The sequence below is a fragment of the Epilithonimonas sp. genome, assembly GCF_056329745.1.
Genome location: NZ_JBWEYV010000003.1, coordinates 131,052 through 145,493 on the forward strand (window position 1 = coordinate 131,052; position 14,442 = coordinate 145,493).

A 14,442-nucleotide genomic window follows, 5' to 3' on the forward strand; every position below is an offset into this window, starting at 1 on the left:
CTTTGCATTTTTGTAGCAATCAAATTGTAAAACATTAAAATTAAAAAAGATGACAAGAAATGATTTAAAAGGAAAAGTAGTTTTAATTGCGGGTGGTGCAAAAAACTTAGGCGGTTTGTTAAGCCGGGATTTTGCTGCAAAAGGCGCGAAAGTAGCCATTCATTATAACAGCGACAGTACGAAATCCGATGCCGAAAAAACACTGGCAGACATTATCAATGCCGGAGGAGAAGCATTTATCTATCAAGCAGACCTCACCGATGTTAAGAATATTAGCCAACTTTTTGATGCAACTATTAATAAGTTTGGAGGTGTTGATATTGCAATCAACACGGTAGGAAAAGTATTGAAAAAACCTTTTGCTGAAACAACGGAAGAAGAATACGACAGCATGAGCGACATCAATTCCAAAGTGGCATATTTCTTCATTCAGGAAGCCGGAAAAAAACTGAATGATAATGGGAAAATATGTACAATTGTAACGTCATTATTAGCCGCATTTACCGGATACTACTCTACCTATGCAGGTGCAAAAGCTCCGGTAGAACATTTTACCAGAGCGGCTTCCAAAGAATTTGGCTCCCGAGGAATCTCCGTAACAGCAGTTGCGCCGGGACCAATGGATACACCATTCTTCTACGGACAGGAAAGCGATGATGCCGTGGCTTATCACAAACAGGCATCAGATTTGGGCGGATTAACCGACATCAAAGACATTGCTCCATTAGTTGAGTTTTTGGTAAGTGACGGATGGTGGATCACCGGACAAACCATTTTCGCAAATGGCGGTTATACAACAAGATAAATCACAAATTTATATATATAAAAAGGCAAATGACACTGTTATTTGCCTTTTTAATTAAAATAGCCAAACGACTTCAAATTTTCCCGTTTATTTTAAATTCCATCAAAATGATTATGGAAAATTCAATCGTTTGGATATGGACAAGTATTAAGTGAAAAAATTGCAACATCCCTTTGTAAATAAATCTCTGTTTAATGTCTTATTTTTGGTACTTTTAGAAAAATTATTAATGACCTGAAAATTTAACGACTGATAACAATGAAGAATTTATACTTACTGCTAGTCCTTCTTTCAACGTATTTTGCCTGGGGACAAAATCAACGTTTTGTTTATGAATACACCTTTAAACCGGATTCTTTGGACCACAGTTTTAAGATTGAAGAATTGATGAATCTGGATGTTGAAAAAAAAGGTTCATTATTCTACAGTAGCCTGCATCTTAAAAGTGACTCTATTCTGAAAAATCAGATAGAAAAAGGAATACGGAGTGGTGGATCATTTGAGCTTGATATGAGAAAAACTCCCAGAGCGCAAGCCAAATTTATTATCTCAAAAAAATACCCTGACTTCGAGATCATATTCAGTTATCCAGTAGGTGCCAGCAATCTTGCGATAAAATCACAAAACATAATGCATTGGAAAATTTTACCAGACACTGATAAAATTCAGGCATTTGATGTACAGAAAGCGGTAACTGATTTTGGAGGAAGGCATTGGACGGCTTGGTTCACCAATCAAATACAAATACAGGATGGCCCTTATAAATTTTGTGGTTTACCGGGTTTGATATTATCAGTTGAAGATGATAAAGGTGAGCATATATTTAAATTGGTAGGTAGTAAAAAACTGGATGCAATGCAATATCCGGTGACAATGACGACACAAAAAACGCTCGTCTCATCGCAAAGATTCAACCAATTATGGAATGAATTTAAAAATGATCCCGCCAAAACAATTAAGCTGATGCATAGCTCTTCTGAGATGTCGGAGACACTGCTGTTTAACTCCAACACGGGCAAACCGATGACAAAACAAGAACTAATTAGGGGAAAAGAAGAAAGAGACCGCGCATACTTCAAACGGTTTAATAATTATATAGAACCCCAACTCTTCCGATAAAGATTATTATAAAATATAGGTTTATTATCCTAGCAATTTCCTTATCAGCCTAAGTTTCCCCGCCGTATGAGGATAATATTTTAAACTAAATTCCAGCCAAGTAGGTTTGTCAAGGATACTTTTATAGTGCGTAAAACTTTGGAAGCCGGCAAAACCATGATAAGAGCCCATACCACTCTCACCTACACCTCCAAAAGGCAGCTGCGAATTGCTAATATGCATTACCGCATCGTTAACTGCACCACCACCAAAAGAAATTTCATTTAGAATGCGATTCTTAATGCTTTGGTCATCCGTAAAAACATAGCACGACAATGGACGTGGCCTGGATTTGACCCAGCCAATCGCTTCGGACAGGTTATTATACGATATTACAGGTAAAATGGGACCAAAAATCTCCTCCTGCATCACGGCATCTGTCAATTCAACATTTGTAAGCACTGTGGGCTCTATATAACGGTTGGCGATGTCAACATGGCCGCCATAATATACTTTCGAAGGATGAATAAGCCCCACCAATCGATCCAAGTTTTTATCATTGATAATTTGAACATAGGCGCCAGCCTCCAAGCTAAAATCAACTGTTTTTATTTCCGAAACCAAGGCCTCCAAAAAAGCCTGTTTTACGGAATGATGAACAAAAATATAATCAGGAGCAATACAGGTTTGGCCGGCATTCAGAAACTTTGCCCACACCAGTCTTTTAACTGTCATTTTCATATTGCATTTTTCTGTGACAAATGCAGGGCTTTTTCCGCCCAGTTCCAGAGTCACGGGTGTCAGGTGCTTTGCTGCCGCCTGATAAACAATTCTGCCCACCGGCACACTTCCCGTGAAAAATATCTTATCAAATTTTTGTTCTAACAGTTCCGTTGTTTCCGCTATACTTCCCTCTACAACGCAGAAATATTGGGGATCAAAGTTTTCATTGATCATCTTGGCTATTATGCCGCCGCTTTTGGATGGCAGTTCACTCGGTTTCAGGACCACAGTGCATCCTGCCGCAATGGCGGGAATCACGGGTGCCAAAGACAATTGGTAAGGGTAATTCCAAGCACCAATTATAAGCGACGCACCCAGCGGTTCTGGGATGATGTAACTTTTAGCAGGGAAATTAATCAAATTAGTCCTTACTCTTTTCACTTTTGTCCACCGTCTTATTTTGCGAATTGCTTCTTTAATATCTATGTACAACAATGCCAGCTCATTGGTGTAGGTGTCAAATTCTGATTTACAAAAATCTGCCTTAATGGCCTCAAACATTTCGTTTTCATAAAGTTTAAGAACACTTCGAAACTTTTCGAGCTGCGAGATCCTAAAATCTACAGACTTTGTAGCGTCGCTTAGGAAATAACTATGTTGGTTTTTAACCATTTGGGCGATATCTGTCATATGGAAAGGTATTGGAATGTCATCTTAAGCCTATGGCAAAATAACAAGTAAATTTAATTCTTTTTAAGTGCTGATGATTTATGAACAGCCGTTTTGCCAGTCTTTTCACTCATGACTTCGTATTGTGGTTCCTCATTGCTGGCGCGACGCTGCCGTCCCATAAATATAAAATCTTGCGTGTGAATTTTTATGATAATGCCGTATGCTTCGCCATACCGAAATTTCCATTTCACATGATCTCCTATTTTCATAATTAATAATGTTTTTAGACTGATTAATATTGACCTGATATTGGTAAAAATGAGTATGCAATTAAGTCTTTTATATGAAATTTACAGCATGCTTGCCTTCAATAGTGATTTAAATATCAGTTAATTAACAAAATGTATGCAGTTTTAAATGTCAAATTCAAAAACAAATTTGAGACCAGCCTACAACTTCAAACTGACATCTTAACTTCAAAATGCAAGCATTTACTCAGAGTAGATCCGCAATAATCTCCGGTAGCCAACAAGGATAGATGCTTTTGAGATAAAACCGACAAATACATTTTCATGATTAGTTACAGGAAGATCGGGTAATCCAGTGGCATCAAAAATATCGAATATTTGAGCGACATTCATTTCGGGATACACAATCGCGGCAGGAGATTTCATAAGTGCTGCGATGGACAGTTCCTGGTTGTCTGTAGAAAAAAGGTAAGGCCGGATATCATTTAGATTTAGGATACCTTTTAGATGGTTATTAGAATCTACAACAGCGAACACATCCTTTTTGCCATGTTTAATCATGTCTACCAATTCATTAACCGATGCCCCATCGTGTATCTTTTGCGCATTTTTATCGATATAATCAGTGGTATGCAGGGAATATAGAAGGTTTTTATCATGCTCCAAAGTAAAGATTTTACCCTGTGCTGCAAGGGATTTGAGTTCAGGCGAAATAGGCGAAAAACTTCTGGCGATAAGGTATGATATCACCGAAACAATCATTAGCGGAACAAATAGATCATAGCCGGAGCTGGATTCTGCGATCAAGAATATCGCCGTAAGCGGTGCATAGATAATGCCACTCATCGCACCCGCCATCCCTACCAAAACAAGATTGGTGACCGGCACATCCTTAAGTCCTGCCAATTGGCAGATTACCGCAAAAAGAAAGCCCATGGTACCACCTGCAAACAACGAAGGCGCAAAATTACCTCCATTACCTCCACTGAAAATTGTAACAGGTGTGGCCACAGCTTTTAAAAGCAAAACCATAATTAAGAACAAAACCACACTGAAACTGCTGACATCTATGTAGCGGAAAAGACTGTTGTCTATAATAGAAAGTGTTTGCCCATTGGTAAAAGCCTTTACCGTATCGTAACCTTCACCAAACAGCGGAGGAAACAAAACACATAAAACCGAAAGTACAGCACCACCTGCAATTGCCCGACGCATAGGTGACCATTCCAATTTTTTGATGATGTGTTCCACTTTCTGAGATATCAAAACAAAATAACGGGCGTAAAGTCCTGTCAATAAGCCCAAAAGAAGATAATAAGGGATATTCCTGTAATCAAATGCCTCGCGGGTATTAAAATGGAAGAGAACATCTTCTTGCAGAAGAATTTTTGACAACAAACTACCACATACAGCCGCCACAACTAGCGGAATAAAATCGGTAAAAATAACGCCGGTCAATAAAATCTCAAACGCAAACATAATCCCGGCAATTGGCGCGTTAAAAGCAGAAGCAATCCCCGCACTGGCACCTGCTGCCAATAGAAGTGTACGCTCTTTGTAATCCAGCTTATAGGTTTGAGCATAATTAGATCCTATGGCCGCACCGGTGACGGCAATGGGGCTTTCCAAACCTGCAGACCCACCCAAACTAACAGTAATGGCACTCTGTATCACTTGAGAGTACATTTTTACCGACGAGACAATACTAGAATTTTGTGCAATCTCATACAAGATGGATGCTATACCTTTTCTGGCTTGACCCTTGAAAAATGTCAGAACCGTGATGGTAGTAAGCACAATGCCTAGAAAAGGAAAAACAATGTAAAAAAAAATCTGATATTCAAAATGAACTTTATGCGTAATCAGGTAATGGATTTCATGAACCAGCGTTTTAAGAATAACACCTGCCAAACCAGCACTGAAACCAACCAAAATACCGGAAACCACTAAAAATTGATTTCTGCTAAGCCTGTTTTTCAACCAATGCAAAACCAATTCGTAGCTGCGGGCTTTTTCCAGCCCATATTGGCGAAAGTCCCTTTTAAATTTTAAAAAGCTCAGGTATTTTCTCTTATTCCCGATATTCACGTGAAGGCATTTATCTCACAAATATACCGATAACAATTGATTGAAAACGCTAAACCAAATAAATAATTAATGACCATCCAGTTTATAATTTGATACATATTTGACTTAATTAAGATGTAATTTGAGCTTGATTCATTCCCTTTTATAATTAGCAAGACGTTCTTACATCATAATAAGGTCTTCCTTTTTATTAAAAAGTTATGAATAAAATTGATCTTATCTAGCCTAAACTAAATGTAATTTCCTTTGCTGGGGACTAAAAAACAGTATCTTTGAAATAAAAAAACCTTTGGAAAGTTTACAGAATCTAATGTTGGTATTGCTGTACGGTGGACTCATCATGATGTTTTTCACCATTCTACTCAATCCGATGAAAGTAAACAGAAAAGCCAATTTTTTCTTCAGCATTTTCTTATTCTTATGGTCCAACTATTGGATTTTGGATGTTTTGTCACTTTGTGGTTTTATGCCAAGTCCCACTTTCATTTTCTTTGTGGAGCTTATCCAGATTTTCACACCCATTTTTTTATTTTACAGCTTTGTGTTTTTTGCCAATCCCAATTATCAGTTTCAAAAAAGAGATTTGGTATGTTTGGTCGTGCCCTTGATTTACCTGATCATTTTATTCAATTCAGAAAACAATAAAAACATAGAACAGGTTCGAGATTTTCTGGCAGTCCTTCATAATCTCCCATATATCGCGCTCATCTATTTCAGAATTAAAAAATACCAAAAGCGCATAGAAAATATCTCCTCCAATACAGAAAATATCAACCTCCAATGGTTCTCAAAACTGGCAGTTTTGCTGTTGGCAATTATCATCGTCACAGTAGGTTATGAGCTTTTCAATATGTTTGTGTACAAGCTCCATCATCATGTGGTGATGAGTATGTTGTACCTGCTAATTGTGTACAGTACGTCATTTCAGGTTTTGAGACAACAGGAAATCTATCCGACGGATGAAAATGAGCGGCGGGAACTGCTTTCTATAGAACTGGAAGAGGAACCGTTTGAGAAGAAAAAACTGATTCCGGAAAGTGAGTTTGAAGCGATGAAGCAGAAACTTGTCCATATTATGGAAAATGAAAAACCTTATCTGGACGGCGAACTGAATCTTGCCAAGCTCTCGAAATATATGGATCTCAACGCGCATCAACTGTCCTATTTACTTAACGAAGGTTTTGGCAAAAACTTTTTCCAGTTTGTGAACACCTATCGGATAGAAGTGGCTCAAAAACTACTCACCAATCCTGAACATCAAAAACTCTCGATGGTAGGAATTGCCTTTGAAGCGGGATTCAATTCCAAGACATCATTCAATACGACCTTCAAGAAACTGACAGGCAAAACACCTTCGGAATTCAGAAAACAACAGAAGGATTTATAAATCCGAACATGTAACTAAAGGTAAAAATCTGTTTTGCAATAAGTTACAAAATAAGCATGATTTTTCACAAGGTTATAAACCGGAGCAATTGAAACGGCGCTGCAGTCTATTTTTGAAAAAAAATCAGACATGTATTTGCAGCAGGTCGTCACCAAAAAAGACATCAGCCTTTTCCTAGATTTTCCGGATACCATCCATCAGGATAATCCCAACTACATCCGTCCGCCAGACAGAGAGATTGAAGACATTTTTGATGCTCAAACCAATCCACTGTTTTTAAAAGGACAATGCACACGATGGATTTTGTTAAATGAAAACGGAATACCAATTGGTCGAATCGCTGTATTCATCAATCTTGGATATCGGCAAGCACAGCCCACTGGCGGAATTGGCTTTTTTGATTGTATTGATGAAACCGAACCGGCCCACTTTATCTTTCGCCACGCCCAAAAATGGCTCGCCGAAAAAGGAATTTCTGCGATGGATGGCCCTATTAATTTTGGAGAACGGATGAAATTCTGGGGACTTCTTACTGAAGGTTTCCAGCCTCCGCTGTATGCGATGAATTATCATCCGCCCTACTACAAAATCCTTTTTGAAAGCTATGGTTTTCGACCCTACTACGAGCAAAATTGCTACAATATTTCCATAACCCACCCACTTCCTGAAAAATACAACCGAATAGCCCATGTTTTTAGTTCCAATCCCTCCTATCACGTACAGACAATTGATAAGAATCATCTTGAAAAATTTGCGAAAGACTTTGCGGCCATCTACAACAGTGCTTGGCAAACGCATGGAGAAGGCAAAACCATGCACGAAAATGAAGCCTTAGGCATTTTTTATCAAATGAAAACCGTTATGGATGAAAAAATCATCTGGTTTGCTTATTGCAATAAGGCTCCAATTGCGTTCTGGATCAACCTTCCGGATCTGAATGAATATGTTAAAAAACTTAATCCAAAACTAACGATATCCGCTAAAATAAAATGGTGGTGGTTGACAAAATTCCGCCCTGCAAAAAAATTTGTAGGTCTCATTTTTGGCGTCATTCCTCAATTTCAGGGCAAAGGTGTTGAGGCGTATCTCATTTCAACTGCCTTGCAATATATCCGCTCCAAAACAAAGTATGAGGCATTTGAAGTACAGTGGATTGGTGATTTCAATGTGAAAATGGAACGTATCATCAAAAGTTTAAAAGGGCAAAGAACCCGAACGTTAACCACGTATCGCTACCATTTCAACAAAGATCAAAATACAATCTACCATCCAAAAATCTAACCCTATTCTAAAGTGAAAATCAATGACTTCAACAGCACTGAAACCATTAAAAGGCCACTTTCTAACTATTTCTGCTGACTTCCTAGTTGAGCCACCTTTTGCAGCCACTTCAGCCTTTGCTCTTTGCTCTTTGCTAGAAGTTTTAATGATTCCAAGATAGGTAATTTTCATGGGATCAATACCATAAACCTTCAATGTTAATCTTTTCAGCTGGTTGAAAATAATTCTGCCAGTAACCGCCATTTAATCACTTTTTACCCCAACAAAATTATTTGGTCAACAGTCTGATAAAATAGATATATTTGCCTGTATCGGGATTGCCCTTTAATTTAGAATAGAAAACCAATGAAAAGAATCTTCCTTCTTCCATCCATCGTACTCGCACAATTATTCTCATCTCAGCTTCTCACAACCAATGGTCAAAAAATAGTCAATGATAAAGGTGAAAATATCCAATTGCGTGGCCTTGGGCTTGGCGGATGGATGGTGCAGGAAGGCTATATGCTGAAAACTGCAGATTTTGCAGGTCCACAATATCAGATTAAACAAAAAATCAAAGAATTAATTGGGCACGAAGCGACAGAACAATTTTACAAAGCCTATCTAAAAAATGGCATTACCAAAGCCGATATTGATTTTCTGGCCAGGTCCGGATTCAATTCAATTCGCCTGCCCATGCATTACAACCTGTACACTTTGCCCATAGAAAAAGAACCTGTAAAAGGTGAAAATACGTGGCTTGAGGATGGTTTCAGAATGACTGATGAACTTTTGCAATGGTGCAAAGACAACAAAATCTATCTTATTCTGGATTTGCATGCCGCTCCTGGTGGACAAGGAAATGATGCTAATATCTCCGACAATGACAAGTCAAAACCCTCACTTTGGCAAAGTGAGGAAAATCAAAAGAAGACCATTGCCCTATGGAAAAGATTGGCAGAGCGTTACAAAAACGAGGTATGGATAGGTGGTTACGACCTGATTAACGAACCTAATATCAACTTTACCGGCAAAAATCCAAACGGTACAGATGAGCAATCCAACGCGCCACTTTGGAAACTCCAAAAAGAGATTACGGAAGCGATCCGCACGGTGGATAAAAACCATATCATCTTTATAGAAGGAAACGGTTGGGGCAACAATTATAATGGTTTGCCTAAGCTTTGGGATGACAATTTAGTTTTCAGTTTTCATAAATACTGGACTTATAATAACGAGGCCAATATCCGTTTTGCCTTAGATCTCAGGGAAAAATACAACGCTCCAATTTGGCTGGGAGAAACCGGAGAAAACTCTAATGTATGGTTTACAGAGCTGATTCAATTGTTGGATCAGCATAACATTGGCTATGCTTTTTGGCCCATGAAAAAAATCGACAATATCGCAGGAATCACCAATGTCAAAATCACCCCAGAATATCAAAAACTGCTGGATTACTGGAAACAAGGCGGCCAAAAACCTTCCCCCGAATTTGCGAAAAAAGCATTGATGACCATTGCAGATCATTATAAATTTTGTGAGTTGGAAGTTAAAAAAGATGTGATTGACGCCATGTTCAGGCAGACCAAAGAGGCTTCTACAAAGCCATTCAAATATCTTAAAACTGGTTTGACGATTCAGGCTACAGATTATGACCTTGGCAGAATGGGAGCTGCCTACCTAGATAAAGATTACATGGATCTTTGGGTGAGCGATCCCGCCAAAAAATCTGAATGGAATTATGGCAATCAGCTGAGAAACGATGGTGTGGATATTTACAAAACCAAAGACAATCACTATTACGTCGGGAAAACCGAAATCGGAGAATGGCTTCAGTACACCGTTAAATCACCGGCAAATCAATCTTTTGCTCTGGAAGTAAGCTATGCCTGTCTTAAGGATTCTAAAATCAAAATCCAGGATGAAAAAGGAAAATTTCTGGCAGAATTGACCTTACCTTCCACCGGCGGAAACGAAATATGGAAAACAGCTACAGTAAGGACTGTACCGCTCAAAAAAGGAGACAATAAAATACGCATTGTATTTGAAAATGACGGTGTTAATCTATCTCATTTTTCGTTTAAGTAATTCAAATCTTTAAGGCAAACATAAATTTCAATTCTTAATTGAAACTATTAAACTATCCCATTCGGTACTTAGGAAGATCTTAAATTTCAATTTTCAAATTCGTAAATTTGCAAGGTGAAAATTAACCAGACCGACCTTAACGAACTCGAATTTCCGGAACTTCTTGCGGAGATTGCGCCTTTTGCATACGCCCCAAAAACCGCAGACCGGATTATGGAACTGCTTCCCATGCCTATTGATGAGGCGGAGGCGGCGCTTAAAAAAACGTCAGAGTTCCTGACCAGTTTTGAGAGTGACAATGCCATTCCTTTTGATGAATATGAAGATATAGAGGAAGAACTCCGCCTGATGCACATTGAGAATTATCGGCTTGAAAATAAATCGTTTATCAAAATCAAGCAGATTACCGAGCAGATTGGGAAACTTCAGAAGTTTTTCCCGCAATTTGCCGAAGCATTCCCAAATCTTTTGGAAGAAGTCCGGGACTTGGAATTTCGGAAAGAAATTATTGAGAAAGTAGATAAAGTGTTTAACCGTTTTGGGGAAGTGAAAAGCGAGGCTTCTGCCACACTGAAAACACTGCGAACCGAGATTCAGCATGCACGCAAATCCATTGATGAAAATTTTAACCGTTCGTTGTCTTCTAACTCCGATTTTTTGGAGGATATCCGCGAAAGTATTATTGATGACCAACGGGTTTTGGCTGTAAAATCTGGGTTTAAAAAGCGGGTGGCCGGCCGCGTTTTGGGCATTTCAAAAACGGGATCTATTACCTACATCCAACCAGAGCGCGTGGTAAAACATTATTTCAAACTCAGGGAAAATCAGGAAGAAGAGAAAAAAGAGATCGATAAAATACTGCGGGCATTAACGGCGGAACTGGCTGAATACAAGCCACAACTTGCCAGCTATCAAACCTATATCTTTGATCTGGATATGGTACGCGCCAAGGCAAAATTTGCCGAAAAAGTTAATGGTATCCTGCCTAAAATCAACAGGCACCAGACGCTTCGTCTAAAAGACGCTTACCATCCGCTGCTTTGGATCCGTAATAAAAACGAAAACAAATCCATTTTCTCGCAATCGCTGACTTTGACCGAGCACAACAGGATTATCTGTATATCAGGACCTAATGCCGGAGGAAAATCGATCACACTAAAGACTGTGGGATTGTTGCAACTCATGATCCAGAGCGGGATTTTGGTACCTGTTCATCCAAAATCTGAGATGTTTTTCTTTGATAAAATCATGACGGATATTGGAGACAACCAATCCATAGAAAACCACCTCTCCACCTACTCTTCCCGATTGAAAAAAATGTCGGGGATGATCCGCGAAGCCGATAATAAAACCTTATTGCTAATAGATGAATTCGGGACCGGTTCTGACCCGGAATTGGGCGGTGCGCTTGCAGAAAGCTTTATGGAGTATTTTTACGATAAAAAAAGCTTCGGGATTATCACCACGCATTATACCAATATCAAGCTGGTGGTAGAACAGTTGCCAGCCGCTACCAATGCGGCGATGCTTTTTGACGAGCATTCCCTGGAACCACTTTATAAGCTGGAAATTGGGCAGGCAGGGAGCTCTTTTACCTTTGAGGTCGCAGAGAAAAATAAGATCCCGAGATTTATCATCAACAATGCGCGAAAAAAGGTTGAACACGACATCGTAAACCTGGACAAAACCATTGTAAAACTGCAACAGGAGAAATTTGAAGTCGAAAAACTGAAAACCAATCTTGCCGAAACCAAAGAATCTGTAGAAGATAAACGCGATAACCTTCAAAAACTGAATCAGCAGTTGGAGCAAAAACTATTCAATTTTCAAAAATTGTATGAAGAAGAGCACCGCAAACTGCAATTCGGGAATAAGATTGAAGGGTTTATTGATAGTTATACCAAAGGTAAATCGAGGAAAGATGTGGTCAAAGATTTTGTAAAAATTCTTGAGCAGGAAAAATTTCGTAAACTGGGAAGCGACAAAGACGAAAGCAAACGCCTGCAGGTTGTAAAACGTAAGATTACGCAACAGCTGAAGAAAGAAGATGTGCAGGAAAAAATTGCGGAAACACACGGCAAACTGGAGGAGAAACGCCAGGCAGAGCGCGCCGTTTGGATGAAAGTTGGCCAGCGCGTGCGCATCGCCGGAAGCTCCAGCGTAGGAACCATAGAAAAAATCTCCAGGAATAAGGTTATCGTTAACTATGGTACCTTCAAAACAACCATCAGCCCTGACGAATTGGAACGGATTTAACCGAAGTTAAGTAGGCACTTGAAAGTTTTTTTATTTCTCAAAATATCTTGTGAATAATCTAAAAAACTATTTCACATCTTTAACCATAATCATCCCTTTGTACTCATGGTACATCATGCACATAATTTTCCCTTCTCTTTCCGGGCAGGTTTTTGTATAATCAAAGATGAGTGACACTTTTTCACCTTCCTTTTTAGAAGCAACTGCTTCGGTATTGCAGATCAGGTAATCCTCATTATTTCCTACACGTAGGTAAGTACCGGTGCAATCTCGCACGATGGTTCCTGTATTCAAACGGTCATGTACTACAGCGCAGGAAGATGTAGCAACGCTTATAATCGCAAGTGACAAAAGCTGGATGGTTTTCATAATTTTATTTTTCACTAAAGATAGATAATTACATTAGTTTGCAAAAATATTTTTAATAAGGATCCATTACCCGGAAATTTTATAACATTTTCTATTTCAAAGTTTACTCTTTCCTATCTTAAATCCTTTTGTAGCATAAAAGAGAATGAACAAATAACAGATTATCATTATACCTGCAAATACTAGCTGAAAATTATCTGCGGTTTTAAAAGTTGCAAATACCTTAGGAATGACAGCACCGCCGGCAATGCCCATAATGAGTAATGCTGAGCCTTTCTCCGTAAACTTTCCTAACCCAGAAATGGCTAAGGGCCAAATTGCCGGCCACATCAGAGCATTAGCCAGTCCCAGTAAAGCCACAAAAAAAACAGATGTCAGTCCACTCGTTGCAAAAGCGCCGGCAGAAAAAATAATACCAAGTAGCGCAGATCCTTTTAATGCAGATTCCTGAGAAAAATATTTGGGAATGCCAATAATCCCAATAATATAACCAACTAACATAAAAGCCAGTGTAAGAGAAGTGTACAACGCAGATTTTGCTGGTGGAATACCAAAACCCTGAGCATATACACCAATCGCGCCTCCCGCCATCACTTCTGCTCCTACATAAAGGAACAAGCATAGCACGCCTAAAACCAAATGCGGAAACTGTAAAACAGAGGTTTTTTCCTTTGCGTTCAACACATCGCCAACCGGTTCAGCATTTGCCGTTGCCGAATCAATTTCGGGTAAGGCCGATCGGGAAATCCAGAAAGAAAGTATCAGCAGTACAAATGCCATTATCCTGTATGGCCATAAGATCCTCGAAGCAAATTGGTTAAGAATCTCTTCTTTTTCTGCCGGCAAAGCTTTGGCCAATGTTGCAGGCAGGTCATCCAAACCGTGAAAAACCAGAGCCGAAAATACAAAAGGCGCCAAAATACCTGCAATTTTGTTACAAATCCCCATCAAGCTGATTCGCTTTGCGGCAGATTCTATAGGGCCGAGGATACTGATGTAAGGATTGGATGCGGTTTGTATCAAAGAAAGCCCGGAACCGATGACAAACAAACTCAACAATCCCGGGATGTAAAACCGCTTATTAGAAAATTCTCCAAATGCCAAAGTTCCGGCAGCCATAACTAGCAAGCCTATGGCCATCCCCTTTTTCATCCCGGTTTTTTCCAAAATAAAGGAAGAAGGAAGGGCTAGAAAAAAATAAGAAATATAGAATGCAAAAGTGACCCAAAATGCTTTGGAGTATGTATCCAAATCAAATGCAAATTTTACAAATGTGATGAGAGGCCCGTTTAACCATGTCACAAAACCGAAAATAAAAAATAAAATCCCGATAATGACCATAGATTGGTTAACACTTTTTTTCTCCATTAATTTAATTTTTAACAATAATAGTGATTATAAAAATTTTTTCCTGTAATGAAACATGTTTTTTACAACAAAATCCTTAA

At 39.0% G+C, this 14,442-nt stretch carries 12 protein-coding genes; 6 read left to right on the forward strand and 6 right to left on the reverse strand.

Annotated elements, in window-relative coordinates; translation table 11 throughout:
• Window positions 1-49 precede the first annotated feature (49 nt).
• Together AC00Y6_RS03695 and AC00Y6_RS03700 are read left to right on the forward strand one after the other, a co-directional pair.
• A complete protein-coding gene (locus tag AC00Y6_RS03695; RefSeq protein ID WP_474489265.1) occupies window positions 50-805 on the forward strand; it encodes an SDR family oxidoreductase in 756 nt (251 codons plus the stop codon).
• A gap of 258 nt (window positions 806-1,063) precedes the next feature.
• The gene (locus tag AC00Y6_RS03700) at window positions 1,064-1,924 is read left to right on the forward strand and encodes a GLPGLI family protein (RefSeq protein ID WP_474489266.1); all 861 of its coding nucleotides are present in this window, start codon (window positions 1,064-1,066) and stop codon (window positions 1,922-1,924) included.
• Between the two features lie 24 nt (window positions 1,925-1,948).
• Here AC00Y6_RS03700 and AC00Y6_RS03705 read toward each other — a convergent pair whose 3' ends face one another.
• From AC00Y6_RS03705 to AC00Y6_RS03715, 3 genes are all read right to left on the reverse strand, one after another.
• A complete protein-coding gene (locus AC00Y6_RS03705) occupies window positions 1,949-3,316 on the reverse strand; it encodes an aldehyde dehydrogenase (RefSeq protein WP_474489267.1) in 1,368 nt (455 codons plus the stop codon).
• Window positions 3,317-3,369: 53 nt separating this feature from the next.
• A complete protein-coding gene (locus tag AC00Y6_RS03710) occupies window positions 3,370-3,567 on the reverse strand; it encodes a hypervirulence associated TUDOR domain-containing protein (RefSeq protein ID WP_474489268.1) in 198 nt (65 codons plus the stop codon).
• Window positions 3,568-3,789: 222 nt separating this feature from the next.
• Window positions 3,790-5,634, reverse strand: a complete 1,845-nt coding sequence (locus AC00Y6_RS03715) for a chloride channel protein (protein ID WP_474489269.1) — start codon at window positions 5,632-5,634, stop codon at window positions 3,790-3,792.
• 289 nt (window positions 5,635-5,923) lie between these two features.
• Here AC00Y6_RS03715 and AC00Y6_RS03720 point away from each other — a divergent pair, with 289 nt between their 5' ends.
• Window positions 5,924-7,021: a helix-turn-helix domain-containing protein gene (locus AC00Y6_RS03720; RefSeq protein ID WP_474489270.1), complete on the forward strand. Its 1,098-nt coding sequence runs from the start codon at window positions 5,924-5,926 to the stop codon at window positions 7,019-7,021.
• Window positions 7,022-7,150: 129 nt separating this feature from the next.
• The gene (locus AC00Y6_RS03725) at window positions 7,151-8,302 is read left to right on the forward strand and encodes a hypothetical protein (RefSeq protein ID WP_474489271.1); all 1,152 of its coding nucleotides are present in this window, start codon (window positions 7,151-7,153) and stop codon (window positions 8,300-8,302) included.
• Here the strand turns inward: AC00Y6_RS03725 and AC00Y6_RS03730 are convergent.
• The gene (locus AC00Y6_RS03730) at window positions 8,240-8,545 is read right to left on the reverse strand and encodes a hypothetical protein (protein WP_474489272.1); all 306 of its coding nucleotides are present in this window, start codon (window positions 8,543-8,545) and stop codon (window positions 8,240-8,242) included. The genes AC00Y6_RS03725 and AC00Y6_RS03730 overlap by 63 nt on opposite strands.
• A gap of 102 nt (window positions 8,546-8,647) precedes the next feature.
• Between AC00Y6_RS03730 and AC00Y6_RS03735 the strand changes: the two genes are divergently transcribed.
• Both AC00Y6_RS03735 and AC00Y6_RS03740 read left to right on the forward strand, forming a co-directional pair.
• Window positions 8,648-10,369, forward strand: a complete 1,722-nt coding sequence (locus AC00Y6_RS03735; protein WP_474489273.1) for a cellulase family glycosylhydrolase — start codon at window positions 8,648-8,650, stop codon at window positions 10,367-10,369.
• Between the two features lie 114 nt (window positions 10,370-10,483).
• Window positions 10,484-12,625, forward strand: coding sequence for an endonuclease MutS2 (locus AC00Y6_RS03740; RefSeq protein ID WP_474489274.1), 2,142 nt, complete (start codon window positions 10,484-10,486; stop codon window positions 12,623-12,625).
• Window positions 12,626-12,691: 66 nt separating this feature from the next.
• On the opposite strand, the gene AC00Y6_RS03745 is transcribed toward AC00Y6_RS03740, so the two are convergent.
• Together AC00Y6_RS03745 and AC00Y6_RS03750 are read right to left on the reverse strand one after the other, a co-directional pair.
• On the reverse strand, window positions 12,692-12,994 hold the full coding sequence (locus tag AC00Y6_RS03745) for a hypothetical protein (protein ID WP_474489275.1): 303 nt from the start codon (window positions 12,992-12,994) through the stop codon (window positions 12,692-12,694).
• A 96-nt stretch (window positions 12,995-13,090) separates the two neighbouring features.
• Window positions 13,091-14,362 carry a sugar MFS transporter gene (locus tag AC00Y6_RS03750; protein ID WP_474489276.1) on the reverse strand — a complete coding sequence of 424 codons (1,272 nt, stop codon included), beginning with the start codon at window positions 14,360-14,362 and terminating at the stop codon, window positions 13,091-13,093.
• Between the last annotated feature and the right edge of the window lie 80 nt (window positions 14,363-14,442).